This window comes from Jatrophihabitans telluris, assembly GCF_023516435.1.
In the GTDB taxonomy this organism is placed as follows: Bacteria; Actinomycetota; Actinomycetes; order Mycobacteriales; family Jatrophihabitantaceae; genus Jatrophihabitans_A; species Jatrophihabitans_A telluris.
This window is the reverse complement of the sequence record NZ_CP097332.1, coordinates 1,632,091-1,658,403: the sequence shown is the minus strand read 5'-3', so window position 1 is coordinate 1,658,403 and position 26,313 is coordinate 1,632,091. Positions and strand designations below refer to the sequence as shown.

The following is a 26,313-nucleotide window of genomic DNA, read 5'->3' as shown; positions in this document are numbered from 1 at the left end:
TACGGACGGGAGTTCGACATGTCGGTCAAACACGGCTTGCTGGCGCTGCTGGATCGAGGACCGCTGCACGGCTACCAGCTGCGGACCGAGTTCGAGGAATCCACCGGCTCGACCTGGCCCTTGAACATCGGCCAGGTCTACAGCACGCTGGCCCGGCTCGAGCGAGACGGCTTCATCGCCGAGGTGGACGGTCCCGCCTACGACGGCTCCACCCGCGACGGCCAGCGGTTGTACGCGATCACCGAGGCTGGACGCGTCGAACTCGGCCGCTGGTTCAGCACCCCGGTGTCTGCGGATCCGGCGCGCAGTGAGCTGGCGATCAAGCTCGCCCTCGCGGCCCGGACGCCCGGGGTCGACATCACGGCACTGGTCCAGATCCAACGAACGGCGACCGTCCGATCACTGCAGGATTACACCCGTGCCCGTGAGCGTGCCGGGGACGACCTGTCCTGGCAACTCGTCGCCGATCTGCTGATCTTCAACGCCGAGGCCGAGATCCGGTGGCTGGACCACTGCGAGACCCGGGTCGCGCGGGCCGCCGCGGCCGGTGCGCCGTCGGCTCCGCAGCCGAGCGGCGCGTCGGCCCGTCAGCCCAGCACCGCAACGGCGCAGCGGGCCGGACGGTCAGTGCGATGACCAGCGACCTGGCCCCGCGTGAACCGATGTCGGCCTCCGTCCCGGTACTGCTGCTGCGCTCGGTCGTGCGTACCCACGGCAGCGGCGAGCTCGCCGTGCATGCTCTGGAAGGCGTCGATCTGGAGGTGAACGCTGGTGAACTCGTCGCGATCATGGGGCCGTCGGGGTCGGGCAAGACAACCTTGCTCGGACTCGCCGGCGGCCTGGACTCCCCTACCAGCGGCGACGTGGCCGTGTGCGGGCAGAGCCTGACCACGCGCTCACCGAACCAACTCGCCGCCCTGCGGCGCCGGTCGATCGGTTACGTCTTCCAGCAACTCAATCTGATTCCGTCGCTCAGTGCCCTGGAGAACGTCATGCTCCCGAGGGAACTCGACGGCGTCGCGACCCGGCAGGCCCGCGCCGAAGGCCGGGCGGCGCTGGCCGAGGTCGGCCTGGGTGGCCAGGCCGACCGATTCCCGGACGAACTGTCCGGCGGCCAGCAGCAACGGGTGGCCATCGTGCGCGCGCTCATCGGTCAGCGGCGGCTGATCCTGGCTGACGAGCCCACCGGCGCGCTCGACTCCCAGACGGGTGAGGAAGTCCTGCGCCTGCTCCGGGCGCGCTGCGACGCCGGTGCCGCCGGCCTGCTGGTCACCCACGACGCGCGGCACGCGGGCTGGGCCGACCGGGTCATCTTCCTGCGGGACGGGCGGATCGTGGATCGCACCGAGCCGATCGCGTCGGCGGAATCCCTGCTGGAAGCGTCGGGTTCATGAGCGCGATCGCCCCGCCGGCACCGGGGGGATCTCACTCACCGGCGCCCGCGCCCGCCCGGCCGCCGCGGCGGCCGGGGGTGGCCGCTCGCCGCGCGCTGCTGCGGATGGGGTGGCGAACCGTGCGCCGCAACCGGCTGCGCAGCGTCCTGATCATCGTGCTGATCACGTTTCCCGTGACGGTCGTTGCCGCGGCCGACGTCTTCGCCCGCAGCAACCCGCTGAGTCCGCTGCAGGCGGTGGCCTCACGGATGGGCGATGCCGATGCGAAGGTGACGTTCACCGGCGCGCACGTCGAGCAGGACGTCCTCGGCGACTCCTACTCGGGTCGGCTGAACGAGGGCGAGACGCTCCGGACCATCGGCTCGGCCGGCGAGATTCGATCACTGTTGCCCACCGCGTCAGTGACGCAGGTGAACTCCACCGACGTTCTCGTCAACACCGCGGCCGGCGCGTTGCACGTGAGCATCGTCGAGCAGGATCTCGGCGACGCGGCCATCCGCCCGGCCCTGACCCGCACGTCCGGACGCTGGGCAACGGCAACCGGGCAGGCCGTCATCAGCGACAAGCTGGCCCGGGATGCCCATCTCGACATCGGAGCGACGATGTCACTGCGGGGGACGGTCGCCGGCGGCGGGGCGAACCAACTCACGGTCGTGGGGATCGTGCACGACGTGTACCAGGGCGCAGAGGACCAGGCGTGGGTCACGTCGGCCACGACGGCCCGGCTCGGCCTCGCCCTGGACCAGAGCACGGCACGGTGGTTGGTGACGAGCGCGGGCGGTGTGAGCTGGGCCGATGTACTGCGGCTGAACGAGGCCGGCTATCTGGTCAGTTCGCGGGCAGTCATCCTCAATCCCCCGCCGAAGTCCGCCGTTGCCTACTTCCAGCACCAGCGGACCTCGGCCTCAGCCCGCCTGGCGCTGACGATCTTCGTCGCCGTCGGCCTGGTGATCCTGCAGTTGGCCCTGCTCGCCGGACCGGCGTTCGCCGTCAGCGCGCGCCGTCGACAACGGGACATGGCGTTGCTCGCTGCCGTCGGTGGGACCCGGCGCCAACTCGCCCGTTCGATGCTGTCCGAGGGTCTGGTGCTGGGCGTGCTGGCCTCGTTGCTGGGAATCCTGCTCGGCATCGGGACCGCGGTCGTCCTGCGTGCCGAGCATGCGGGCGTACTCGGACCGCTACGGCTCCGGCCGCTGGAGCTGGCGGCGATCGCCCTGCTGGGTGTCGTCTCGGCGCTGGCGGGAGCCCTGCTACCGGCTCGTTGGGCGTCACGGGTCGACGTGGTCGCCGCGCTGGCCGGACGTCGCGGGGCAACGAAGGCCCCCTGGCGGTCGTCGGTACTGGGGGTGATTGCCGCCGGGCTCGGATTGATCCTGAGCATCATCGGCACCCGGCGACTTGACGCGCTGTGGATCCTGCCCGGAATCGCCCTGTGCGAGTTGGGGATTCTCGCTCTGACGCCCGGCCTGCTGAGCGTGGCGGCACTGGCCGGACCTCGGCTGCCGGTCTCGATCCGGATCGCCGTTCGCGACGCCTCACGCAACCGCACCGCGGCGGTACCCGCGCTCGCCGCGGTCCTGGCCGCGACGACCGCCGCAGTATCGATCGCCATCTTCGCGGCCAGCACGGCCGCTCGCGACCGGGCCATGTACACGCCCGCCCTCCCGCCTGGCGGAGTCCTCGTCCAGCTCGGCACCGATCTGCCCTTCAACGCAGGGTCCGCGGCGAGCACGGCGGCGACCGAGCAGACGCTGGCCTCAGCTCGCCGCGCGTTGGAGCAGTACCTGCCCACCAGCCAGAGCGCAACCATCAGTGCCGCCGGTTGCGGGCCGATGGCGCGCGCCGACACCTGCACTGCGGTGACCGTGTCGCGCCCGGCCGACCAGGCGTGCGGTGCCCAACCGGGCTCGTCGCTGCCCCCGGCGGCCGATGCCCGCCGCTGCGGTGGCGTCATCTATTCACGCCCGACGCTGCTCGACTCGAGCGTCGTCATCGATCCGGGCGACCTCTTCCTGCTGACCGGTGTGCATGACCCGGCCGCCGAGCGGGCGCTGGCCTCAGGGTCGGTCGTGGTTGCCTCGGCGCTGGATCAGCACGGCGGCCAGGCCAGCCTCGAACTGGACCAGGTCACGCCCGACGGGAAGATGAACCCGCTGCGGATGGTCACCCTCAACGCCACCGTGCTCAGGTCGGGGTTCAGCAGCGGTGTCGGCCTGTTCCTCACCCCGCAGACCGCGCTGCGGATCGGTCTACGTCCGACTCCACTGGCTGTGGTCGCCCACCTGACCCGGCCGGCCACCGCGACCGAGGAACAAGCGGTCACGGCAGCGCTGGCCGACCACCGGCTGAGCCCGCAGTTCGAACGCGGTTACTCCGACCAGCAGGGCTGGATAATCCTCATCGCACTGGGTGTGGCGGTCACCGTGGCCGCCGGGGCGACCGCGCTGGCCACGTCGCTGGCCATGGTGGACTCGCGGCCCGACCTGGCCACCCTGTGGGCCGTGGGCGCGCCGCTGTCGACGCGGCGCCGGCTGTCGATGGCGCGGGCCGCGGTCGTCGGGGTCATCGGTGCCCTGCTCGGCACACTGCTGGGCTTCGTCCCGCCCTGGATGGTCATCTGGGCCGAACGGGGCCAGGCGCACAAGGACTTCGGTGGCAGCGCGACAGTCGTGGATCCACACCCCTTCGCCGTGCCGTGGTGGCCCAATATCATCGGGACAGCGGTTCTCGTGCCGCTGGTGGCGGTGCTCATCGCGGCGCTGATGACACGGAGTCGGCCGGAATACCGACAGAGCACCCCTGGTTGAGCCGTATAGTTGCAGACGCAACGACCTAGGAGGCTTACAGAGATGGCTGCCATTACCGCCGACACGCTCGCACTGCCACGCGTGAAGGCGAGTTCCTTGGGGGACGTCGAGCGCCCGGTGCTGGCGATCTCGACCGCACCCGCCGGTCTGGAGGGCGAGGGCTTTCCCGTTCGCCGCGCGCTGGCCGGAGTTCGTTATGAGTACCTCGACCCGTTCATCATGATGGACCAGATGGGCGAGGTCGACTACCCCGCCGGGGAGCCCAAGGGCACCCACTGGCATCCGCACCGTGGCTTCGAGACGGTCACGTACCTGATCGAGGGCCAGTTCATCCACCAGGACACCCACGGCGGTGGCGGCGTGATCACCGAGGGCTCGACCCAGTGGATGACCGCAGGAGCCGGACTGCTGCACATCGAGACCCCGCCGGAGAAGCTCGTCGAGGCCGGCGGCCTTTTCCACGGTTTCCAGCTCTGGGTGAACCTGCCCGCGAAGGACAAGTTCCTTGCGCCGAAGTACCAGGGCATCGAGTCCGGCCAGATCACCCTGCTCGCCAGCCCCGACGGTGGCGCGCTGCTCCGGGTCATCGCCGGAGAGGTCGACGGCTACCGCGGCCCCGGCTCGACTCACACCCCGATCACCCTGATACACGCAACGATCCATCCCGGTCAGCAACTGTCGATGCCGTGGCAGGCCGAATACAACGCCCTGGCCTACGTCATGGCCGGCTCGGGTACGGTCGGCGAGGAACGGACAGCGATCCACGCCGGTCAACTGGCGGTCTTCGGCGCGGGTGACCGCGTCACGCTAACTGCGGATGAGAAGCAGGACAGCCGCACCCAGGCCCTCGAAGTCATCCTGCTGGGTGGCGAACCGATCCGCGAGCCGATGGTGCACTACGGACCGTTCGTGATGAACACCCGGGAGGAACTGCAGCAGACGATGCTGGACTACCAATCGGGAAAGCTGGGCGTCATCCCGCCGGACGCGATCATGCCCCACGTGCCACGCGGTCACTGACCCCGGCACGACGAGCGCGGCCCGAGCGCGGCGCCTCCCAGTGGAGGAAGCCGGTGCTCGGGCCGCGCTGTCGTTCGTGGCCGCAGTGTCCCCGCGACGGTCCCCACAACGGTCCTCAGAACGGTCCTCAGAACGGTCCTCAGAACAGTCCGCAGAACGGTCCTCAGAACGGTCCTCAGAACAGTGCGTTGGCCAGCTCCCGGCGCGCCGGAGCCACCCGAGGATCGTCGGGCCCGAGCAGTTCGAAGTACTCGACCAGCCGCTCGCGGATCGGCGACCGCTCGTCGCCCCGTAGCCGGCGGATCAGCCCGATGAGGCGGGCGAAAGCCGCCTCGATCTGGTTGTTCGCCAGCTCCGCGTCGGCGGCGGACAGCTGCAGGGCGGCGTCGTCGGGAGCCGCGTCGGCACGCGCCAGGACGTCCGGTGCAAGTTGGCTCAGACGCTTGAGCATGCCGACCTGCCGTAGCGCCAGCTGCGCCTCGGAGTTGGCGGGCTCCGCGGCGAGGATGGCGTTGTACCGCTCGGCGGCCAGGTCGAAATCGCCGTCGTCCAGGGCCTGTTCGGCTGCGCTGAACCTGGGGTCCTCCGGCGGTTGCGCCGGGCCGGCCGCGTCGGTCGCGCCAGCCGGGCTGCTCGGCTGGTCGGCCGGGCCGGGGCCCCCCGGCTCGAATTGGTCGCCATCGGCGGCGGCGACCGAACCGGACAGGCCGGCTTGGGCCGCGGCATCGAGCAACGCGACGATGAACTCGCGCAGCTGAGGCTCGGGCAGGCTGCCCTGGAATCCGGGCACGAGCTGACCACTGATCACCGCGAAGACGGTCGGGATCGCCTGCACCTGCAGCATCTGCGCCATCTGCGGATTGCCGTCGACATCGATCCGGGCAACGACGAAGCGCCCGCGGGCCTCGTTGGCCAGCTTGTCGAGCAGCGGCGACAGCTGTTGGGAAGCCTCCGACCGGGCACCGGCGAGGTCGAGCAGCACCGGAACCTGGAACGAGCGGTCGAGCACCTCGGCCTGGAAGTTGGCCTGGTCGACCGCGACCACGTATTGCCCCCCGGCCGGCGGCGGCGCCGAAGCAGCTCGCGCCGCCGCCTCCGAACGGGCCTTCACGGCGGCCAGATCGACCGCTCCGGTCATGGCGGCAGCCGTCGCCGGCGAGGGGGCAGCCGCCGCGCTACGCGGTCGGTCGGGGCTTACGGGAGGCATGACTCCATTTTCCTCATCAGCACTCGGGCCGACGCAACCGCCCCCCCTGGGCAGCGGCTCAGCGGACCGCTTCGGTGAGCGAGGCGACCTGCTCGTCGGTCAGGGTCAATTCGGCTGCGGCGACGTTGTCCTCGAGGTGGGAGACCTTCGAGGTGCCCGGGATCGGAAGCACGATCGGCGAGCGCGCCAGCAGCCAGGCGAGCGCCACCTGTGAGGGCGTCGCGCCGGTTGCCTTGACGATTTCGTCCACGGGGCCGCCTGGCTTGGCCAGGTCCCCAGCCGCAATCGGGAACCACGGGATGAAGCCGATTCCCTGCTCGGTCGCGTAGTCGAGCACCGCCTCGGACTGCCGGTTGGTCAGGTTGTACAAGTTCTGCACGGTGTCGATCCGGGCGAACTCGGAGGCGGCCTTGATTTCGTCCACGCCGACCTCGGACAGGCCGATCGCGCCGATCTTTCCCTCATCCTGAAGGTCCTTCAGCGTCCCGATCTGGTCGGACAACGGGACCTGAGGATCGATCCGGTGCAGCTGGAACAGCTCGATGCGATCGAGCTTGAGGCGCCGCAGCGACAACTCCGCCTGCTGACGCAGGTACTCCGGCCGGCCGATCGAGTGCCACTGGTCGGGACCGGTGCGGGCCAGCCCGGCCTTGGTGGCGACCAGGATCTGGTCGCCGTAGGGGGCCAGCGCCTCGGCGATGATCTCCTCGCTCACGGCGGGGCCGTAGGAGTCGGCGGTGTCGATGAAGTCGACACCCAGCTCGACCGCTCGGCGGACGACAGCGATCGCCTCGGTACGGTCTGCGGGCTCGCCCCAGATCCCCTGGCCGGTGATGCGCATGGCACCGAAGCCGAGCCGGTGGACGGGCTTGCCGTCAATGGTGAAAGTGCCGGATGAATGTGCGGGACGTACTGCGGTGTCGTTGGACACGTCACTCCTTCGATTGGACAGTCCTTACGGTTCGGACCAACACCGAGCACCGGTCGCTCGATTCCCCGATGCGGATATCGTTCGCCTATGGCGTATCCCCAGACTCGCACGGTCGAGGTCAGCGACGACTTCTTCCAGACCGCGGTACCCGACCCTTACCGCTGGTTGGAGGGGCCGTCGGAGGATCCGGAGATCCGCGATTGGGTCAGCCACCAGGCGCGGTACGCACGCGAGGCCCTCGACGCATTGCCCGGCCGCACCCAGATCGCGGCGCGGGTCGGCGAACTCGCCTCGTTGCCGGTCCAGACAGCGCCACGGTGCCGCGGCGACCGGTGGTTCCGGTTCGTCAACGACGGCACCGCCGAGCAGCTGAGCTACCACGTCAGCGACAACCCCGAGCAGATCGGTGTGCCGCTGATCGACCCCGACCAGATCGGCACCGGCTCGACCACTTCGATCGCCAGCGCTGTCCCCAGCCCGGACGGACGGCTGGTGGCATACACCTATTCCGAGGCAGGCAGCGACTGGCAGACCTGGCGGGTGCGCTCGGTCGAGACCGGGCAGGATCTGGCCGACGAGGTGCCGTGGGCGAAGTTCACCGCTGCCGAGTGGCTGCCCGACAGCTCCGGTTTTTTCTACGGATGCTTCCCGCGGCCGGATGAGTTCAGCCTGATCGAAGCCAACAGCGGCCACCGGATTCAGCTCCACCGTCTCGGCGTGGCCGAGGACCAGCTCGTCTTCGAGTTGCCCGACGAGCCGCAGGTGATCTTCTCAGCCGAGATCAGCCCGGACGATCAGTGGTTGGTGATCGCCGGCCAGCGCGGCACCGATCCCACGAACCGGCTGTGGATCTCCACCGTCGCAGAGCTGCACCCCCGGCCCTTGATCGAGCGGGACGATGCCGCGTGGCAACTGGTCGACAGTCTCGACGGCGAGCTCGTGCTGTTCACCGACCTGGACGCACCCCGGGGGCGGGTTGTCGCACTCGATCTGCAGTCGGGCGCGCTGCGCGAAATCGTCGCCGAGCAGGACGACATCCTCAGTGAGGCCTACGCGGCGGGTGGCCGACTGCTCCTGCACCGCTTGCGCGACGCCCACTCCGTACTCACGCTCCGCTCGCTCAGCGGCGATCAGCTCGATGAGATAAGGCTTCCTGGGCTCGGGTCCGTCCTGGAGGTCCAGGCGCGCCGGGCCTCGGGACTGCTGCACCTGACGTACACGTCCTTCGCCACCCCGCGGGTGGTGCTCCAGTACGACCTCGACGCCGGCGAGGAGCTACTGCTGTTCGACAGCCGGTCGCCCGTGCTGGCCGACATCGTCACCGAACAGGTCCGGTTCACCTCCGCCGACGGCACGTCGATCCCGATGTTCCTCGTGCACAAGACAGGGATGGCCGTCGGCCCACACCCGACGTTGCTCTACGGATACGGGGGATTCCGCATCCCGGTGGTGCCGGCGTTCAACGTATCCCGCGCGGCCTTCGTCGCGGCCGGCGGCGTCCTGGCGGTGCCGAGCCTGCGCGGTGGCGGCGAGTACGGCGTGCCCTGGCACGACGCCGGTCGCCTGCACAACAAGCAGAACGTCTTCGACGACGCGATCGCGGCGGCGGAATACCTGGTGGCGCAGGGCTGGACCAGCCCGGGGCAGCTGGCCGTCAACGGCGGGTCGAACGGCGGCCTGCTGGTGGGTGCCCTGATCACCCAGCGCCCCGACCTCTTCGCAGCCGCGGTCCCCGAGGTCGGAGTCCTCGACGTCCTGCGGTTCACCCACTTCACGATCGGCTGGGCATGGACGTCGGATTACGGCGATCCGGCCCGTTCGCGAGAGGAATTCCTCGACGCCTACGCGTATTCGCCCTACCACCGGATCACCGACGGCCTGGCCGTGCCCGACACGCTCGTGATGACCAGCGACCACGACGACCGGGTCGTGCCCGCCCACAGCTACAAGTTCGCGGCCCGATTGCAGGCGGCCGCCGACCCGGCCAGCGTGGTGTTGCTCCGCGTAGAACTCGACGGCGGACACGGCGCCGGACGAGCCAGGTCCGCGGTGATCGCGGAACGAACGGATGCGCTGGCCTTCATCAGTGACCGGGTCGGCCTGAGCTGGACCTGACCTCGACCTCAGCGAGAGCCGGCCGAAAGGGCGACCATCTCCGTCACCGCTCCGGTCAGGGTGGGGCGAGTTCGTCCGAGGCGATGGGCGCGGTGAGCCGACGGACCGGCGAGAGGCCGTCCACGGTTGAGCAGGTGCGCCCGGCGGTGATCTTCTGCGGGCTGAGGTAGACGCTCGACACCGTCACGTTGTCCCCCACGGTGAGCGCGGTCGGATCGGTCGGCAGGGACGGGTCGGCCAGCTGGAAGCGCAGCAGCTTCGCGAACTGGCAGTTCGAGGCCACCGACTCGATGCTGAACTCCACCGGCGGCGCCTTCTCGCCTCGATTGATGTTGTCCAGGCCACCCGCGCCGGTGGAGCCCTCGACGAGGTTGATGATTCCACCGGACTGGAGGTCACCGGTGGCGTTCTGCGCGTGGGTGTGCCCGGAGTCCAGCTGCCGGATCCGTCCGGGCAGCTTCGCCTTGAGCTCGTTCACCGCCGAAGGTTCGTGGCTGGCCATGATGTCGAGGTTCAAATCGTCGGGGATTCCGTTGACGGCCTGGTCCATCGCGGCGATCTCGAGCGGGTTGGTGACCTTGTCCTCACCAGAGCCGTAGGAACCTACCGCGCCGTAGACGCGGGGGTCCGGGACGGCCGCAATATTGAGGCCGAAGGCGTGAATCCGGGATCCGCTGACCACGTAGGAGCCGTCGTTCTGGCGCAGCTTGTCCCCCAGGACGAAGACGTTCGGAATCTGACTCATCACCCTTTGCACATCGGGTGAATCGTGATTACCGGCCATCCACAGCATGGGTGCCTTGGCCGCGACCGCTTTGATCGCGGAGCGGAACCCGGGGGTCAACTCACCGCTGGTGCCGAACTCGCTCTCGTCACCGGTGTTGACGATCAGCTTGACGTCGAAGTTGTCCACGTACTGCGCGACGAGCGGGTAGGTCGCGGCCAGGTGCATGTCCGAGATGAACATGATGTTGTAGGCGGTGTCGGGGGTCTTGGCCGCGTCGATGCGCTGCTGCAACGAGGCCTGGATGCCGACGACGGCCCCGAGCACGTCATAGGCCTTGTTCTGCTGGTTGTAGAAGTCCGACAGCTGGGAGGGGAAGAGTTGGACGGCACCCAACGTGCCGGTGAGCTTGGACTGTTTGGTCCAGTCGCGGTCGTAGCTGAGCACTCCGTAGCCCGACACGAGCAACACGACGATGCCGGCGGTCGCCGCCTGATGCACCCTGATCCGCAACTCGTTGTCGCGCCGAGGCAGGCGTCGCAGGTAGCGCTGGGCCATGTTCACCATCGCGGCAGCGAGCAGCCCGACGACGACGCCGGCCAGCAACAGGCCCGCCAGCCAGAGGCCGATGAACGGGATCTCGCTGTTCAGGTCGGCCTTCAGCGCGTCCACGAAGGCCGTGCTGTCGGGGTTGGCGGCCTTGCTCAGCCGCAGCAGGTCGACGTCGGTCGGTGAGATGTGCAGGCCGATCGGCAGCCCGTCCACGTGCGGGAACTCCCAGTTGCCGACCGAGGTGTCTGCGCTCAGCCCAGGGCGGGTGAACAGCGTGCCCCGAACCTGGAACGGGATACCGGCCGCCGTCCCCTTGTAGGGAAAGGCACGTAGTAGCGCGTTGGCGAAAACTACCGGCAGGGCGATCCGCAAGCTCCACCGGATCGCCAGGCGCAGGGCGAAGGCGCCGTAACGCCTGGCTCGCAGCAGCGTCTCGCCGATCCGGGAATTCATCCGCCCCAACGTACCCAGCGACGGTTACTCCACGAAATCGCCGGCGTCGGCGCGCAGCCGGCGCAAGGTCCCGAACAGCCGGTCCAGGTCGTCCTGATCGAGGCTTTGCAGGCCGAAGCGGTTGCGGTGCAGTTCCTGCGTGGCCGCGTCGGCCACCTCGCGGCCGGCTTCGGTGATGACCGCGAGAGTGCCGCGCCCGTCACGGGGATTCGGCTCCCGTTTGACGAAGCCGGAAGCCTCGAGCCGGTCGACGACGTTGGTCACGCTGGTGGCGTGGACCTGCAGGCGTTCGCCGATCTTGGACAGGGGCAGCGCCCCGGTCGAGGAGAAGGTCAACAGGACGAGCGCTTCGTAGCGGGAGAAGGTCAGGTTGAACGGTCTGAGCGCGGTGTCCAGCCCCGCGATCAGGATCTGCTGCGCCCGCATGATCGACGTGACGGCCCGCATGGCCGAGTACACCGGTTCGCCGGCGTCGGGATAGCACCGCTGCCAGGACTCGCCGGCGCGGGCGACGGGGTCGAAGGGCAGTGGCGCGGGCATGTGCGACAGCTTAGGACCACCGACACACAATCGAGACGAGGGCACGGAGCCCGTCGTATGGTGGCCGCATGACTGGCAACGGCGCCCCCGCATCGATCTCCCCGGCCGAGGCCTTGTCCCGGCTGGACCTGCTCGGCTTGGACGAACTCCTCGATTCCGACGATCGCCTCTTGCGGGACTCGATCCGCAAGTTCGCCGACGACCAGTTGCGGCCCAACATCGCCGAGTGGTTCGAGGCGGGCACGCTTCCGGCGCGCGATCTGGCCCTCGAGTTCGGCAAGCTCGGCATGCTCGGCATGCACCTGGACGGCTACGGCTGCCCCGGGGCCAAGCCGAGCCAGTATGCCCTGGCGTGCATCGAGGTCGAGGCGGTCGATTCAGGGCTGCGCTCGCTGGTGAGCGTTCAGGGATCGCTGGCGATGTACAGCATCTACGCCTACGGCAGCGAGGAGCAGAAGCAGCACTGGCTCCCGCGGATGGCCACGGGCGAGGCCATCGGCTGCTTCGGCCTGACCGAGTCCGACGCCGGCTCGGATCCCGGTTCGATGCGCACCCGTGCCCGCCGCGATGGCAACGGTGAGAACGCCGACTGGATCCTGCACGGATCGAAGATGTGGATCACCAACGGCTCGATCGCCGACGTGGCCGTCGTGTGGGCGCGGACCGAGGAAGGCATCAGCGGCTTTCTGGTCGAGCGCGGCACCCCTGGGTTCACCGCAACCGATGTTCACCACAAGATTTCACTGCGTGCCTCGATCACCTCGGAGCTGAGCTTCGACGAGGTCCGGCTACCGGCCAGCGCGCAACTGCCGCTGGCTCGTGGCCTGCGGGCTCCGCTCGGTGCCTTGACCGAGGCCCGGTTCGGCATCGTGAACGGCGCGGTGGGCGCGGCTCGCGATGCGCTGGCGAGCACGCTGGCCTACGCGAGCAGCCGGGTTCAGTTCGGCAAGCCGATCTCGTCCTTCCAGCTCACCCAGCGCAAGCTCGCCGAGCTCGCGGTAACGGTGCAGAACATGCAGCTGGTCGCCCGTCGGTTGTCGGAGTTGAAGGACGCCCACCGGATCGAGCCACATCAGATCAGCTACGGCAAGTTCAACAACGTGCGCGCGGCCCTGGAGGTGTGCCGAGAGGCACGTTCCATCCTCGGCGGCTCGGGCATCACCACCGAGTATCCGGTCCTGCGACACGCGGTGAACCTCGAGACCGTGTACACCTACGAAGGAACCCATGAGGTGCACACGCTGGTGCTCGGGGAGAAGCTGACCGGGATCTCGGCTTATCGCTGAGCCGGCATCACTGTTCGGTCACTGAACGAGCCTCCCGGCGAAAACGAGGCGGCAACCGCGGCCGGTAGGGTCGGCGCGTGGACTGGAACCTGCGCTCATGCTCGCGCCACGGGCACGTCACCTACGCCCCGGCCGAGCAGGCGCTACGCGCCAAGCTCCTGGCCACCACGCCGCTCGGTGAAGCCTGGCGGTGTCTGCGCTGCGGGGACTACATCCTTGGGTCGCCGCACGGACAGGGTCCGGCCGAGGACGCTCCGGTGCTCCTGCGAGGCAAGGCACTGCGGTCGGCCTTCATCCTGCGCTTCCTCGCCCTCGAACGCTTCGTTCGCGGCGGGTTCATCCTCGTGCTCGGTGTGGCGGTCCTTCAGTTCAAGTCCAGCCAGGTCAGCGTCCGCCAGCTGTTCGAGAAGGATCTGGCCGCGGCCAAACCCCTCTTCAACCAGCTCGGCTGGAACGCCACCGACTCCGGCCTGATCCATTCGATCGAGAAAGCCCTGAACGCCAAAGGCACAACCCTGAACCTGGTCGCTGCCTTCCTCATCTTCTACGGCGTCCTGCAGCTCATCGAGGGTGTCGGGCTGTGGAAGCTCAAGCGCTGGGGTGAGTACTTCGCGGTGGTGGCGACGTCGCTGTTCCTGCCGCTGGAGATCTACGAGTTGTCCGAGAAGGTGACCCTGCTTCGCGCCGCCGCCTTCGCGCTCAATGTCGCTGCGGTCGCGTACCTGCTGCTGTCCAAGCGACTGTTCGGCCTGCGTGGCGGACACCAAGCCTATGAGGCAGAACTGCACGAAGCGTCGTTGCTCGAGGTCGAGACTGCCTCGGCGACGCACTGAACCGCACCGCACCGCACCGCACCGCACCGCACCGCACCGCACCGCACCGAGCTGGCACCAAAGTAGCCACGAGTTGCCACGCTGCCTGCCGGGAACGGGGGAGCCGGCAAGACCGAGCGTGGCAACTCGTGGCGGTCACGTCCGACGAGCGGACGCGGACTGGAGGGAAGGCGCCTCAGCACCTGCCGTCGAGGTCGCAGATGAGGCCACTGACCTTCGGCGTTCCGAAGCCGGTGACGTAGTCCCAGCCCGGCGTGGTCGGATACAGACCGTTCGAGGCCGGCAGTCCGGTGGCCAGATCGGCAGAGTTCACATCGAAGAAGTCCCTTCCGTAGCTGGCTGCGCTGTTGCCGACCCGGTACAGGGCGTAGTTGGCGAAGCCGTTGCCCGCGCTCGTCGTGGCCGCCGACTGGACCCGGGTCCACATGCCCGCCCACAACGGCGAGGACAGCGACGTCCCACCACCTCCGCCTTCGGTGTACGTACCGGAGGAGACGATGTCGTAGCCGTTACCCGTCACGTCGCCGGACTGTGCGGACACGTCCGCGATTCCGCGGCAGGTCACCGAGGTATCGGTCACGCACGGAACTGTGTTGCCCGCGGTGCCTACCTGGTAGTCCGGCTCCGGCGTGAACAGCGTCGATCCGCCGCCGGAGAAGGCCCAGCCGTACTCGCGGCTGCGGTTGCCGCTGCTATCGGTGTAGAGCACGGTCCCGCCGACGGCGGTGACGTAGGGCAGCGAGGCGGGTGAGTTCGTCACCGGCACGGCCTGGTTGACGACGCCGTTGCCCGCGCCGATGACCGGGAACGCCACGATCGGGCAGGAGGATCCGGTGTCACCGGTCGAGACGAAGATGGTCTTGCCCTCGGCCGCGGCCTGCCTGGTGATCTGGTCCAGGGTCGCGTCGGAGTTGTTACCGAGACCGAAACCGACCGGAAGCGAAGCCAATCCCGGAGCGGTGAACACCTGCCCGACGATCGGGCTGACCACCGGCACCGTTTCGCACTCGCCGTAGCTGGCTGAGGCTTGCAGCGGGGAACTGGTGTCGTCGGTGTAGGTCGAGAAGACCCGCGCCACGTCGGCGTCGGACAGGTCCGATCCGAAGTAAAGGTCCAGGCCACTGACGTTGGGGGCCATGCCGGTCGAGGCCTGGGTGTCGATGTTCCACTCGATGTGCCCGGCGTCATCGGAGAAACCAGTGTCGCCACTCGGGTGCTTGACGGTGACCGGAACCTGCGGCAGCCCGAACTTCGACTCGAACGCCCGCAGATCGCTGATCACACCGTCGCTTTGGCCCTCACCGAAGATCGCGACCTTCTGACCCTGACCGGTGCTTGCCGATGGTTGGTCATAGACCTTCCAGAGATCCTGCGGGCTGGTGCCGCCTACGCAGTTCAGTACGGGCAGGCACGTTGCCTGGGCCGGCTTGTGCTGCGCCTTGGCGGGGATGGAGTAGCGCTGCAGGGTGTTGAGCCCGCTGATATTGGTGATGCCCAGGACCGCGGGCGTGACCGGCGCGCTGGTGTTGGCCAGAAACGCGGTGGCGCCGTAGCGGTAGTTGCGGAAGCTGGTGTGCAGCAGGCTGCTCAACTGGCCGGTCGTGGCGCGCACCGTGTAGATGTCACCCGCAGTCGAGGTTCGGGACACGGTCGCTCCCCCGGCGGTGAAGTAACCGGTGATTGCGCTGCGCTGCGCGGTCGGCACCCCGAAGCGCTGGGCGAACTGGGTCGGGCTGAGGAACTTGCGGTACTGGGCACTGGCGGGATCGTGGGCGGCGGAGATGAACGATTTCTCCCCCGCCGCATCCGGACGAGCCGCGGCGACGGTGAGCGTCAGCGGCGTGCCGGACGCGGTCGCACCCTGGTCGATTGCCCGGGCCAGGCCCGGCAGGACGTTCTGGGTCACGGTGTAGCCGGTCCCCGCGGCGCCGGCCGGTGACGGCAGAACGGCGACACTCAGGCCGGCGGCGAGCAGCAGTCCCGCGCTTGCGGCGGCGAACTTCAGGCAACGAACGGTCATGGCATCCCCGGTGAGGTAGGCCGCAGCGGCGGCATCCGTACGAGCGGTTCTGCCTTTGTCAACGACGGCGGTCCAACAGGGTTACTCGTGAGTAATACGTGAAATCATGACCGCTCGCGCGAACGGGCTGGCCGCCGCCTCGATTACATGATTACGCTCCAGCCGTGAGCGCTGAACAACCGAGCCTGTACGAGTGGGCGGGCGGCCACGAGCCGCTGTCCCGCATGATCAACGCCTTCTACGACCGTGTGGAGCAGGACGAACTGCTCGCCCCGTTCTTTCCGGGCGGCGTCCCCGTAAACCATCGCCGGCACGTGGGCGACTGGTGGGCGGAGGTCTTCGGCGGACCTGATCGGTACACCCGCGAGCACGGCGGTTACGAGAACATGCTTGCCCATCACCGCAATCTGGCCATCACGGCCGAGCAGCGGCTGCGGTTCGCGACCCTGATGAGCCTGGCCGCCGACGACGCCGCTCTGCCCGATGACCCGGAGTTTCGCGCCGCCTTGATCGGCTACCTCGAATGGGGCACGCGCATCGCGATGTCGAACTCTCAACCAGGCGCCGAGCCGACCGAGCACGCCCCCGTGCCGCACTGGGGATGGGGCGTCGCGCCGCCGTTTCGTCCCGGTGGCTAGTGCGCCTGAGGCCCGTCCCGTCCCGCTCGTGTCCCGGTCGATGACCCCGTGAGCCCGGTGGATCCGTCAGCGTGTTGATCCAGCGCTGAGACAAGCACGTCCGCCGCTGCGTGGGGCGAGAGCGCGCCTGCGCTGACCCGTTCGGCCAACGCGTTCACGGCGTGCGAGCCGGCGACCGCGGCGAACCGGCGGTGCACCTCGGCCAAGGCCAGAGCCTCGATCTCCGCCGCGGCCCCGCGGGTACGCCGGGCCCGAAGGCCGGAACGCGTCAGGCAGCGATGATGGGCTTCCAGCGCGGCCAGGACATCTCCGATCCCCTGTCCGGTTTCGGCGCAGGTCGAGACGACCGGCACCGTCCACCGCTCGAGCGATGCGGGCCCGTCCGATCGATCGTCCGAAGCCGCGCGATCGCCGCGGCCGGCGCCGTAGGACTGCAGCTGCCGCAGGTCCCGGCTCACGGCATCGGCGCCGGGACGATCAGCCTTGTTCACCACGAAGATGTCAGCGATCTCGAGGATGCCGGCCTTGGCAGCCTGGATGCCGTCCCCCATCCCCGGCGCCAGCATGACCACTGTTGTGTCGGCCAGGCGGACGACGTCGACCTCGGACTGGCCTACGCCGACCGTTTCGATCAGGACGACATCGAACCCGGCGGCGTCGAGCACGCGCAGTGCCTGCGGTACCGCCGCGCTCAAGCCCCCCAGGTGGCCCCGGGACGCCAACGACCGGACGAACACCCCGCTGTCGACGGCATGTTCCTGCATCCGCACCCGGTCGCCGAGCAGCGCACCGCCACTGAACGGGGACGAGGGGTCGATGGCCAGCACGCCGACCCGCAACCGCTGATCGCGCAGCGCCGAGACCAGCGCAGACGTCATGGTGGACTTGCCGACGCCGGGCGCGCCTGTCAGCCCGATCACCCGGGCCCGACCGGTGAACGGCGCCAACGCAGCCGCGATCTCGCGCAGCTGACCGGATTCGTTCTCGACCAGGCTGAGCAGCCGGGCCACCGCCCGCGGCACGCCCTGGCGAGCCTGATCGATCAGGGTGTCCAGATCATCGCGAGCAGAGGCGCGGGGCGGCTCACGCCTCATGCCGGTCCGGCCCCGTCCGCACATCACGATCGGAGCCCGGCGGCATGCGCGCGACCGGACGCCTAGGAGGCGGCCGGGACGCGAAGGATCAGAGCGTCGCCCTGGCCGCCGCCGCCGCACAGGGCCGCCGCTCCGATTCCGCCGCCTCGACGACGCAGTTCCAGGGCCAGGTGCAGGACGATGCGGGCGCCGGACATCCCGATCGGGTGCCCGACGGCCAACGCCCCGCCGTTGACGTTGACGATCTCGGGATCGATGCCGAGCTGCTTCGTCGAGGCCAGGCCGACCGCCGCGAATGCTTCGTTGATCTCGACCAGATCGAGGTCAGACACCGAGATGCCCTCCTTGGCCGCGGCCGCCGCGATCGCATTGGCCGGCTGCGACTGCAGCGTCGAGTCCGGTCCCGCGACGGAGGAATTCGCGCCGATCTCAGCGATCCAGTCCAGGCCCAGCTCCTCGGCCTTGCTCTTGCTCATCACGACCACTGCGGCGGCGCCGTCTGAGATCTGCGAGGCGTTGCCGGCGGTGATGGTGCCGTCCTTGCGAAACGCGGGGCGCAACTTGGCCAGAGTGTCGACCGAGGTGTCGGCGCGAACGCCCTCGTCGTAGCGGAACTCCAGCGCGTCGCCCTTGCGCTGGGGAATGCTCACCGAGATGACCTCGTCGTCGAACACCCCGTTCTTCCAGGCCAAAGCCGCCAGCTGGTGACTGCGCGCGGCGAAGGCGTCCTGCTCGGCGCGGGTGAACGCCTGCCGCTCGGTGTTGGCGTCTTCGGTCAGGGCACCCATCGGCTGGTCGGTGAACGCGTCGGACAGCCCGTCGTAGGCCATGTGGTCGGCCATGGTGACGTCGCCGTACTTGAATCCCTCGCGAGAGCCCAGCAACAGGTGCGGGGCCCGGGTCATGGACTCCTGACCGCCGGCCACGATGATGTCGTACTCCCCCAGCCGGATGAGCTGGTCGGCCAGCGTGATCGCGTTGATCCCCGACAGGCACAGCTTGTTCAGCGTGATGGCCGGGACGTCCATCGGAATCCCGCCTTCGACTGCCGCCTGTCGGGCCGGCCCCTGCCCGATCCCGGCCTGCAACACCTGGCCCATGATCACGTACTGGACCGATCGCGGGTCTACGCCCGTCTTCTCCAGCGCGCCACGGATCGCCAGTCCGCCCAGCGCAGGCGCGGTGAAGTCCTTGAGCGATCCCAGCAGGCGGCCCATCGGCGTACGGGCGCCGCCGACTATGACCGACGTGATTTCAGACATGCACCCACGATAACCGGGTGTCCGGCGCACGGTGAGAGCCAATCCCTATGAACCGTGCCACCCCGCGCTGCCGCATGCGTTTACGGCCCCGACGATGTGACCATGACGATTCTGCGGATCGACCACGTGGGTATCGCGGTAGCCGACCTCGACGAGGCAATCGCCTTCTACGCCGAGAACTTCGGCATCCACAGCGTGCACGAGGAGGTCAACACCGAGCAGGGCGTGCGGGAGGCGATGCTGGCCGTGGGCGACGGCAGCACCCGCATCCAACTGCTCGCCCCGCTCGATGACACGTCCACCATTGCCACGTTCCTCGATCGCAACGGAGCGGGCGTACAACAGCTGGCCTACACCGTCGACGACATCGAGGCGACGATGGCCGAGCTGTCGGGCAAGGGACTACGTCTGCTCTACGAGGCACCCCGGCGGGGCACGGCCGGCAGCCGGGTCAACTTCGTCCATCCCAAGGACGCCGGCGGCGTGCTGGTCGAGCTCGTGGAGCACGCCCCGGACCGCAGCGCCTGACGGCTCGCGCCCGGGTGTGGAGCGGGTCACCTCGTCCGGACGGCCAAGCTACTGATCAGTAACCTCGTCGCAACATCCGCTCGTCGCTCATGACCATCCGCGTTTCCGGCGGGACGCCGTGCCCGCGCCAGAGCCTGTAGAGGAGCCCGCCATCGTGGCCGATTTCGCCGACCAGATCCGCGCTGCCATCGCTTCGAACGAGCCCGCGGCCGTCGCCGCGGTAGGGGTGCCCGACCGCTATCAGGGCGTCGTCGTCCGCGCCGATGAGGTGGACATGTTCGCCGGCCTGGACACCAAGGACAAGGACCCGCGAAAGTCGCTGCACCTGCAACCGGTACCGACTCCCGAGATCGGCCCGGGTGAGGCCCTCATCGCGGTGATGGCCAGCGCGATCAACTACAACACGGTATGGACCTCGATCTTCGAACCGGTGTCGACCTTCAGTTTCCTGCAGCGCTACGGCAAGTCCTCCAGCCTGGCCCAGAAACACGATCGGCCTTATCACGTCGTGGGTTCGGACCTGTCCGGCGTGGTGCTGGCGGTCGGCCCGGGGGTCACCAGGTGGCGGGTCGGTGACCGGGTCGTGGCGCACTGCCTCTCGGTCGAACTGGAGGATCCGCAAGGACACGACGACACGATGATGGATCCGCAGCAGCGCATCTGGGGATTCGAGACGAACTTCGGCGGCCTGGCCGAACTGGCTCTGGTGAAGTCGAATCAGCTGATGCCCAAGCCCGAGCACCTGACGTGGGAGGAGGCGGCCTCCCCCGGCCTGGTGAACTCGACCGCATACCGCCAGCTGGTCAGCCACAACGGCGCCGGGATGAAGCAGGGCGACGTCGTGCTGATCTGGGGAGCATCCGGTGGCCTGGGGGGCTATGCGACCCAGTTCGCCCTCAACGGCGGCGCGATCCCGGTCTGTGTGGTGTCCTCGCCCGAGAAAGCGGAGCTGTGCCGCCGGATGGGAGCCGAACTCATCATCGACCGCAGCGCGGAGGGTTACCGCTTCTGGTCCGAGAACAACACCCAGGATCCGCGGGAGTGGAAGCGACTGGGCGCCAAGATCCGGGAACTGACCGGAGGCGAGGACCCGGACATCGTGTTCGAGCATCCGGGGCGCGAGACCTTCGGGGCTTCGGTCTACGTGGCCAAACGCGGCGGCACCATCGTGACGTGCGCCTCGACCTCGGGCTTCTGGCACGAGTACGACAATCGCTACCTCTGGATGAACCTCAAGCGAATCGTCGGTTCCCACTTCGCCAACTACAAGGAGTCATGGGAGGCGAACCGGCTCGTCGCGAAAGGCGCGATCCACCCGACCGTATCGAGGGTCTACCCGCTCGCCGAGACCGGTCAGGCGGCCTACGACGTCCATCGCAACCTGCATCAGGGCAAGGTCGGCGTGCTCTGCCTGGCCGCGTCCGAAGGGCTCGGAGTGCTCGACCACGAGTTCCGGGCCCGCCACCTGCAGGCAATCAATCGCTTCCGGGGCGCCTGATCCTCGCCGGGGTTCTGAATGAACCCTGATGAACACACCGGCAAGCACGCCTGATTTGGTCAGGCCTGCATGCGACCATTGAGGCATGGCAGCAGACAACAGCACCGAACTCCTGCCCCTGCTCGGCGACGACGTCCCACACTTCGACGTGGGGATGCGCGGCTACGACCGCCGCCAGGTAGACGAGTATGTCGCCCGCGCCGAGGCGGAGATCGCCGAGATCTCGGCCGCCCGCGAAGCGGCGTTGGCCACCAGTGCCGACCGGGCCGCCCAGCTGGCGAGCAACGCCGCGCACATCGAGTCGCTCAAGCGTGAGGCCGACAGCGCCGCCCGGGCCGCCAAGGCTGCTGAGCTCAACCCCACCAACGTCTCGGACCGCATTCGGGACATGCTGCAGCTGGCCAACGAGGAAGCGGCTCAGATCCGCCGCGCGGCCGAGGTCGAAGCCGAGCGGGTGCTGGGCGCCGCGCGTGCCGACGCCGAGCGAGTACGCGGCGAGGCTGCCGCCGAGCAGCAGCGGCTGACCGCCGCCGCGGCGCAGCGCTCGGCCGAGGCCGACCAGAAGCTGGCTCAGGCCAGGGCCCAGGCCAGGAGCGAGCTGGAGCGCGCGGCCACCCAGATCGCCTCCCGAGCAAGCGCCTTCGAGGCGGAGACGGCCGCCAGGCGCGAGGCCGCCGACGCCGAGCGGGCCGAGCTGGACCGCACGTCAGCGCGGGCGCGGGCCGATGCCGACCAGCTCTCGTCGCAGCGACGCGCGACCGCGGAGGAGGATTTCGAACTCACCCAGCGCGCCCGCCGGACGAAGGCCGAGGAGCAGGCCCAGGCCGACTATGAGGCGGCCGAGGCTCGCGCCGACGCGCTGATTGCCGCCGCGCAGGCCGAGGTCGACCGGCTCGACCACGAGCGGATCGGGATCCACACCCAGCTCAGCGCACTGCACGAGCGTCTCGCGGCCGTTGTCGCAGCCAGCGTGCCGCCTACGGCCGGAACGACCGCTTCGTGATCGAACCCGCCGGTCCGGGCGCGGTCTCGGCAGCGCGGGACAGCGCAGCCGCTCAGGAGAGCCCCGCGCCCGTGGGTGCTGGCGCAGCCGGCCCCCCGGGCTCGAGTACCGCAACAGGCTTGCCGGGACGCACCGACCCACTGGCCACCTACCGCCCGACCCGCGGCCGCCAGTTCGCGACCTACTCTCCGTTCCGGCTGGGCCTGACCGCGGCCATCGGTTTCGGGTTCGCCTACCTGCTGTTCCGCGCCCTGGAACAGGGCCAGCACACGCTGATCCTCATCGCTCTGTCGCTGTTCCTGGCCGCCGGTCTCGATCCCGCTGTCCGCAAGGTCGAGTCGTGGGGGCTCCCCCGGGGCCTGTCGGTCGCCGCCGTCTTCCTCACGGCCGTGCTGTTCCTGACCGGACTCGGTCTGGCCGTCGTTCCCCCGCTGGTCTCGCAGACGACCACGTTCGTCGACCAGCTGCCCCACTACGTCACTCAGCTGCAACACAATCAGCGGATCGCCGAGCTCGACCGCCGCTTCGGCCTCCTGACCTCGATCCAGAAGTACCTGCAGGACTCCAAGCTGATCCAGCAGTTGGCGACCAACCTGTTCTCGGTGGGATCGACGGTGGCCACCACCATCTTCGAAGTCTTCTCCCTCGGCGTGCTCACCCTGTATTTCCTGCTGTACCTGCGCGACATCACCGGTTTCGCCTACCGGTTGTCGCCGGCTTCCCGCCGGGCCCGGGTTCGCGGGATCGGCGACAAGATCGTGCTGCAGATCGGCCGGTACGTCATCGGCACGGCCGGGTTGGCGCTCTGTTCGGGGTTGGTGAGCCTGGTGTTCTTCTGGACCATCCGGGTCCCGTACCCGTTCGCGCTCGCCTTCATCGTCGCGGTGCTCGAGATCGCGCCGCTGGTCGGCCAGGTGCTGGCCACCGCCGTCGTGGCCACGGTCGTGTTTCTGGAGTCGACGGCCTCGGGTATCGCGACGGTCGTCTTCCTACTGGCCTGGTACACCGCGCAGCGCATCTGGCTCTACCCGAGGCTGCTGCACCGCGACGTCCGGATCAGTCCGGCCGCGGCGGTCGTCGGCGCGTTGGCGGGCTACACCCTGTTCGGCGTGATCGGCTTCCTCGTGTCGATCCCACTGGTCGCCGTGATCACCCTGATCCTGCGCGAGGTCGTCCTGCCACGTCAGGCCGCGCGCTGAGGGCCTGTCACCGGCCGTAGCGCGGAGCATTGCGCGAGCGCAGGACATCCGGACCGCGCGCGGCCCGCGCCGCCCAGCAGGCGCTGTGCCAGTGCCGGCGGTCCGCGGCATCGTCGTGGTGGGCCGGCCACGCCACGATGTGCGCGACGCCCGCCGCCAGAACCTGGTCACATCCCGGGCATCGATACGGGCCCGCTGATCCGGAGCCCGTGACTGCCCGCACCACGTACTGCTCACCCCGCCAGGACTCGGTGCGTTGGTCGAAGGCACTGGGACGGCCGCCGTCGGGGCCCGCGGCACCGTGCTGTCTGCCGGACTCCCGTGTCGACCGGGCGGAGGATCGAGCTGAGTGGTTCCGGCGCGGCACCCCACCAGGTTAGTCAGCCTCGAACCGGCCGGAGATCAGCCCAAGGCCTGCACGACGCGCGACGGGCTCGGGCGCCCCAGGCGTTCGGCCATCCAGACGCTGGTGCTGACCAGCTTGTCCAGGTCGACACCCGTCTGCACGCCCAGACCGTCGAGTTGCCAGAGGAGATCCTCGGTCGCCAGGTTGCCGGTCGCGCTCTCGGCGTACGGGCAGCCACCCAGGCCGCCGGCCGACGCGTCGACGATGTGCACACCGCATTGCAACGCGGCCAGCGTGTTGGCCAGCGCTTGGCCGTAGGTGTCGTGGAAGTGGACCGCCACCTGGTCGAGATCGATCCCGTCCCCGGACAGCATCGCCAGCAGGGCACGGACCTGCCCCGGTGTCGCGACCCCGATGGTGTCACCCACGCTGAGCTCGGTGCACCCCAGCGCCATCAGTTCCCCGGCAGCGTCGGCTACCTGCCGAAGTGGCACCCGGCCCTCCCACGGATCGCCGAAACACATCGACAGGTAAGCCCGCACGGCCAGTCCCTCCGCGCGAGCCCGGCTCACGACGGGCGCGAACATGGCCACGGACTCGCTCCGGGACCGGTTCAGGTTCTTGCGGGCGAAGGTCTCGGTAGCGCTGCCGAAGATCGCGATCTGCTCGACGCCGGCCGCCAGAGCACGGTCCAGACCGGTCGCGTTGGGAACCAGGACGGGGTATCGAACACCGGGACGCCGATCGAGTTTGGCCAGCAGCTCTTGGGCATCGGCCAGCTGCGGGACCCAGGCGGGGTGCACGAAGCTGGTGGCCTCGATCAGGGTGTGACCAGCGTCGGCCAGCCGATCGAGGAACTCCAGCTTCACCGCGAGGTCGACGACGCCGGACTCGTTCTGCAAGCCGTCGCGGGGACCGACCTCACAGATGGTCACCCGCTCGGGTAACCCGTCCCAGCCGATCTGATCAGGCAGTTGTCGTGCGGACATGACTCAAGCGTATTCGCGGAAGCCCTTGCCGGTCTTGCGCCCCAACCGGCCGGCCGTGACGAGATGCTCCAGCAACGGCGCGGGGGCGAAGCCCGGCTCGCGGAACTCCAGGTAGAGCACCCGCTGAATGGCCAGTGAGACGTCCAGGCCCACGACGTCCAGAAGCTCGAACGGGCCCATCGGGTAGCCGCAGCCGACCTTCATGGCCGAGTCGATGTCCTCACTGGTGGCGTAGTGCGCCTCCAGCATGCGCACCGCGTCGTTGAGGTACGGAAACAGCAAGGCGTTGACGATGAAACCGGCCCGGTCCCCGCACCGGACGGCGTGCTTGCCGATCCTTGCGGTCAACTGCAGCACGGTGGTCTCCACCTCGGCCTCGGTGGCCACCGTGCTGACGACCTCGACCAGCTTCATGACGGCTGCCGGGTTGAAGAAGTGCATTCCGATGACCTCGCCCGGACGGCTGGTGGCCGCGGCGCACTCGATGACCGGCAGCGAGGACGTCGTGGTGGCCAGAACGGCGCCGGGCTTGCACACCGCATCGAGCTCGGCAAACAGCAGCCGCTTCACCGACAGATCCTCGACCACGGCCTCGACGACCAGGTCGACCTGAGCGAGATCGGCGAGCTCGCTCGAACCGCTGATGTGGCTCAATGCCCCGTCGCGATCGGCAGGCGACATCTTGCCGCGCTCAACGGCTTTCGCAGTCGATCGCTCGACGGCGTTGCGGACCCTGGCCACCTTGTCCGCGCCCCGGGCGACGTAGTGCACGTCCAGACCCGCCTTGGCCAGCACCTCGACGATGCCGGTCGCCATGGTGCCAGAGCCGACCACCCCGACCGAGTCGACCGTTCGCCCGCCGGACAGCGGTTCGCTGCTCGGTGTCTGCGGATCGGCGATCACGACGGGCGAGTCGGCCTTCTCGTAGCTGTAGAAGCCGCGGCCCGTCTTACGGCCGAGCAGGCCCGCGGTGATCATCTGCTTGAAGATCGGGGTCGGTGCATGCAACCGGTCGCGCGATTGCTTGTACATCGTGTCGAGGATCTCGTACGCGGTGTCCAGACCGATCAGGTCGAGCAAGGCCAGTGGACCCATGGGCAACCCGCAACCGAGCTTCATCGACGCGTCGATGTCCTCGCGGCTGGCGTAGTGGGATTCGTACATTGCCGCGGCGTGGTTGAGATAGCCGAACAGCAGGGCGTTGGCGATGAACCCGGCCCGATCGCCGATGGTCACGTCCGTCTTGCCGAGCGCAGCGGCGAACGCTTCGATGTCGGCGACGACGTCGGGCTCGGTGACCACGCTGCGGACGATCTCGACGAGCTTCATCACCGGCGCGGGATTGAAGAAGTGCAGCCCGACGACCTTGCCCGGACGCCCCGTCGCGACGGCGATCTCGGTGACCGACAAGGACGAGGTGTTGGTGGCCAGGATCGTCTCGGGCGGACATATCTCGTCCAGCGCGGCGAAGATCGACCTTTTCAGATCGAGGTTTTCCGGCACGGCCTCGACGACGAGGTCGACATCAGCCATTGCCTTGAGTTCGGTGTTGAAGCTGACCCGATCGACCAGGGTGGCCGCATCCTGCTCGGTGAGCTTGCCGCGGGCCACGGCCCGACCGGTCGAGGTCTGCAGATGTCCCCGGCCGCGGGTGACGGCCTCCTCGTCGCGGTCGACGGCGACGACCTGAAGGCCTTGACGGGCGAACACCTCGACGATCCCGGCGCCCATGGTGCCGAGCCCGACCACACCGACTCGCTTGAACTCTCGCGTCATCGCCGAGATCACCCTTCCTGACCGGGACAGTTGCGTCACGCTCCGAGCTGACGGTAACCGGCCGACTCGAGGCACGCCGTTCGGTGGGGTACTAGTCA

At 68.8% G+C, this 26,313-nt stretch carries 22 protein-coding genes; 12 read left to right on the top strand and 10 right to left on the bottom strand.

The window, feature by feature from the left end; genetic code table 11:
* The first annotated feature begins 18 nt into the window (after positions 1 to 18).
* Genes M6D93_RS07810 through M6D93_RS07795 form a run of 4 tightly spaced genes read left to right on the top strand, consistent with a single transcriptional unit; the run spans position 19 to position 5,221 of the window.
* Complete coding sequence (locus M6D93_RS07810) at positions 19 to 636, top strand: PadR family transcriptional regulator (protein WP_249773795.1); 618 nt, start codon at positions 19 to 21, stop codon at positions 634 to 636.
* Positions 633 to 1,394 (top strand): ABC transporter ATP-binding protein, encoded by a 762-nt coding sequence (locus M6D93_RS07805; protein ID WP_249773794.1) that lies wholly within the window; start codon positions 633 to 635, stop codon positions 1,392 to 1,394. The genes M6D93_RS07810 and M6D93_RS07805 overlap by 4 nt, the downstream gene beginning before the upstream one ends.
* On the top strand, positions 1,391 to 4,201 hold the full coding sequence (locus M6D93_RS07800; RefSeq protein ID WP_249773793.1) for an ABC transporter permease: 2,811 nt from the start codon (positions 1,391 to 1,393) through the stop codon (positions 4,199 to 4,201). Before M6D93_RS07805 ends, M6D93_RS07800 begins: the two co-directional genes overlap by 4 nt.
* 42 nt (positions 4,202 to 4,243) lie before the next feature.
* On the top strand, positions 4,244 to 5,221 hold the full coding sequence (locus tag M6D93_RS07795; RefSeq protein WP_249773792.1) for a pirin family protein: 978 nt from the start codon (positions 4,244 to 4,246) through the stop codon (positions 5,219 to 5,221).
* A 175-nt stretch (positions 5,222 to 5,396) separates the two neighbouring features.
* On the opposite strand, the gene M6D93_RS07790 is transcribed toward M6D93_RS07795, so the two are convergent.
* Together M6D93_RS07790 and M6D93_RS07785 are read right to left on the bottom strand one after the other, a co-directional pair.
* Positions 5,397 to 6,428 (bottom strand): tetratricopeptide repeat protein, encoded by a 1,032-nt coding sequence (locus M6D93_RS07790; protein ID WP_249773791.1) that lies wholly within the window; start codon positions 6,426 to 6,428, stop codon positions 5,397 to 5,399.
* A gap of 58 nt (positions 6,429 to 6,486) precedes the next feature.
* A complete protein-coding gene (locus tag M6D93_RS07785) occupies positions 6,487 to 7,359 on the bottom strand; it encodes an aldo/keto reductase (RefSeq protein WP_249773790.1) in 873 nt (290 codons plus the stop codon).
* Between the two features lie 87 nt (positions 7,360 to 7,446).
* Here M6D93_RS07785 and M6D93_RS07780 point away from each other — a divergent pair, with 87 nt between their 5' ends.
* A complete protein-coding gene (locus tag M6D93_RS07780; RefSeq protein WP_249773789.1) occupies positions 7,447 to 9,474 on the top strand; it encodes a prolyl oligopeptidase family serine peptidase in 2,028 nt (675 codons plus the stop codon).
* A 55-nt stretch (positions 9,475 to 9,529) separates the two neighbouring features.
* Here the strand turns inward: M6D93_RS07780 and M6D93_RS07775 are convergent, their stop codons facing one another.
* Entirely contained in the window at positions 9,530 to 11,203 is a 1,674-nt protein-coding gene (locus tag M6D93_RS07775; RefSeq protein WP_249773788.1) for a metallophosphoesterase, read from the bottom strand.
* A 24-nt stretch (positions 11,204 to 11,227) separates the two neighbouring features.
* Positions 11,228 to 11,743 carry a MarR family winged helix-turn-helix transcriptional regulator gene (locus M6D93_RS07770; protein WP_249773787.1) on the bottom strand — a complete coding sequence of 172 codons (516 nt, stop codon included), beginning with the start codon at positions 11,741 to 11,743 and terminating at the stop codon, positions 11,228 to 11,230.
* Between the two features lie 68 nt (positions 11,744 to 11,811).
* Here M6D93_RS07770 and M6D93_RS07765 point away from each other — a divergent pair, with 68 nt between their 5' ends.
* Both M6D93_RS07765 and M6D93_RS07760 read left to right on the top strand, forming a co-directional pair.
* On the top strand, positions 11,812 to 13,029 hold the full coding sequence (locus M6D93_RS07765) for an acyl-CoA dehydrogenase family protein (RefSeq protein WP_249773786.1): 1,218 nt from the start codon (positions 11,812 to 11,814) through the stop codon (positions 13,027 to 13,029).
* 77 nt (positions 13,030 to 13,106) lie between these two features.
* Entirely contained in the window at positions 13,107 to 13,862 is a 756-nt protein-coding gene (locus M6D93_RS07760) for a DUF2127 domain-containing protein (protein WP_249773785.1), read from the top strand.
* Positions 13,863 to 14,037: 175 nt separating this feature from the next.
* Here the strand turns inward: M6D93_RS07760 and M6D93_RS07755 are convergent, their stop codons facing one another.
* Positions 14,038 to 15,882, bottom strand: coding sequence for a S53 family peptidase (locus M6D93_RS07755; RefSeq protein WP_249773784.1), 1,845 nt, complete (start codon positions 15,880 to 15,882; stop codon positions 14,038 to 14,040).
* A gap of 224 nt (positions 15,883 to 16,106) precedes the next feature.
* On the opposite strand from M6D93_RS07755, the gene M6D93_RS07750 reads away from it, so the two are divergent.
* Positions 16,107 to 16,520 (top strand): globin domain-containing protein, encoded by a 414-nt coding sequence (locus tag M6D93_RS07750; RefSeq protein WP_347343572.1) that lies wholly within the window; start codon positions 16,107 to 16,109, stop codon positions 16,518 to 16,520.
* On the opposite strand, the gene meaB is transcribed toward M6D93_RS07750, so the two are convergent.
* Together meaB and M6D93_RS07740 are read right to left on the bottom strand one after the other, a co-directional pair.
* Positions 16,517 to 17,614, bottom strand: coding sequence for a methylmalonyl Co-A mutase-associated GTPase MeaB (gene meaB, locus M6D93_RS07745; RefSeq protein ID WP_249773782.1), 1,098 nt, complete (start codon positions 17,612 to 17,614; stop codon positions 16,517 to 16,519). The two genes, M6D93_RS07750 and meaB, sit on opposite strands and share 4 nt — an antisense overlap.
* A 62-nt stretch (positions 17,615 to 17,676) precedes the next feature.
* Positions 17,677 to 18,876: an acetyl-CoA C-acetyltransferase gene (locus M6D93_RS07740; protein WP_249773781.1), complete on the bottom strand. Its 1,200-nt coding sequence runs from the start codon at positions 18,874 to 18,876 to the stop codon at positions 17,677 to 17,679.
* 102 nt (positions 18,877 to 18,978) lie between these two features.
* Here M6D93_RS07740 and mce point away from each other — a divergent pair, with 102 nt between their 5' ends.
* From mce to M6D93_RS07720, 4 genes are all read left to right on the top strand, one after another.
* Positions 18,979 to 19,404, top strand: a complete 426-nt coding sequence (mce, locus tag M6D93_RS07735) for a methylmalonyl-CoA epimerase (RefSeq protein WP_249773780.1) — start codon at positions 18,979 to 18,981, stop codon at positions 19,402 to 19,404.
* A gap of 154 nt (positions 19,405 to 19,558) precedes the next feature.
* A complete protein-coding gene (ccrA, locus tag M6D93_RS07730) occupies positions 19,559 to 20,902 on the top strand; it encodes a crotonyl-CoA carboxylase/reductase (RefSeq protein ID WP_249773779.1) in 1,344 nt (447 codons plus the stop codon).
* A gap of 85 nt (positions 20,903 to 20,987) precedes the next feature.
* Entirely contained in the window at positions 20,988 to 21,905 is a 918-nt protein-coding gene (locus M6D93_RS07725; RefSeq protein ID WP_249773778.1) for a coiled-coil domain-containing protein, read from the top strand.
* A 119-nt stretch (positions 21,906 to 22,024) separates the two neighbouring features.
* Complete coding sequence (locus tag M6D93_RS07720; protein ID WP_249773777.1) at positions 22,025 to 23,104, top strand: AI-2E family transporter; 1,080 nt, start codon at positions 22,025 to 22,027, stop codon at positions 23,102 to 23,104.
* Positions 23,105 to 23,111: 7 nt separating this feature from the next.
* Here the strand turns inward: M6D93_RS07720 and M6D93_RS07715 are convergent, their stop codons facing one another.
* From M6D93_RS07715 to M6D93_RS07705, 3 genes are read right to left on the bottom strand one after another with little or no spacing between them, the layout of a single operon-like run.
* A complete protein-coding gene (locus tag M6D93_RS07715; protein WP_249773776.1) occupies positions 23,112 to 23,471 on the bottom strand; it encodes a hypothetical protein in 360 nt (119 codons plus the stop codon).
* A gap of 35 nt (positions 23,472 to 23,506) precedes the next feature.
* Positions 23,507 to 24,439 carry a hydroxymethylglutaryl-CoA lyase gene (locus tag M6D93_RS07710; RefSeq protein ID WP_249773775.1) on the bottom strand — a complete coding sequence of 311 codons (933 nt, stop codon included), beginning with the start codon at positions 24,437 to 24,439 and terminating at the stop codon, positions 23,507 to 23,509.
* A gap of 3 nt (positions 24,440 to 24,442) precedes the next feature.
* On the bottom strand, positions 24,443 to 26,215 hold the full coding sequence (locus M6D93_RS07705; protein ID WP_249773774.1) for a 3-hydroxyacyl-CoA dehydrogenase family protein: 1,773 nt from the start codon (positions 26,213 to 26,215) through the stop codon (positions 24,443 to 24,445).
* Positions 26,216 to 26,313 lie beyond the last annotated feature (98 nt).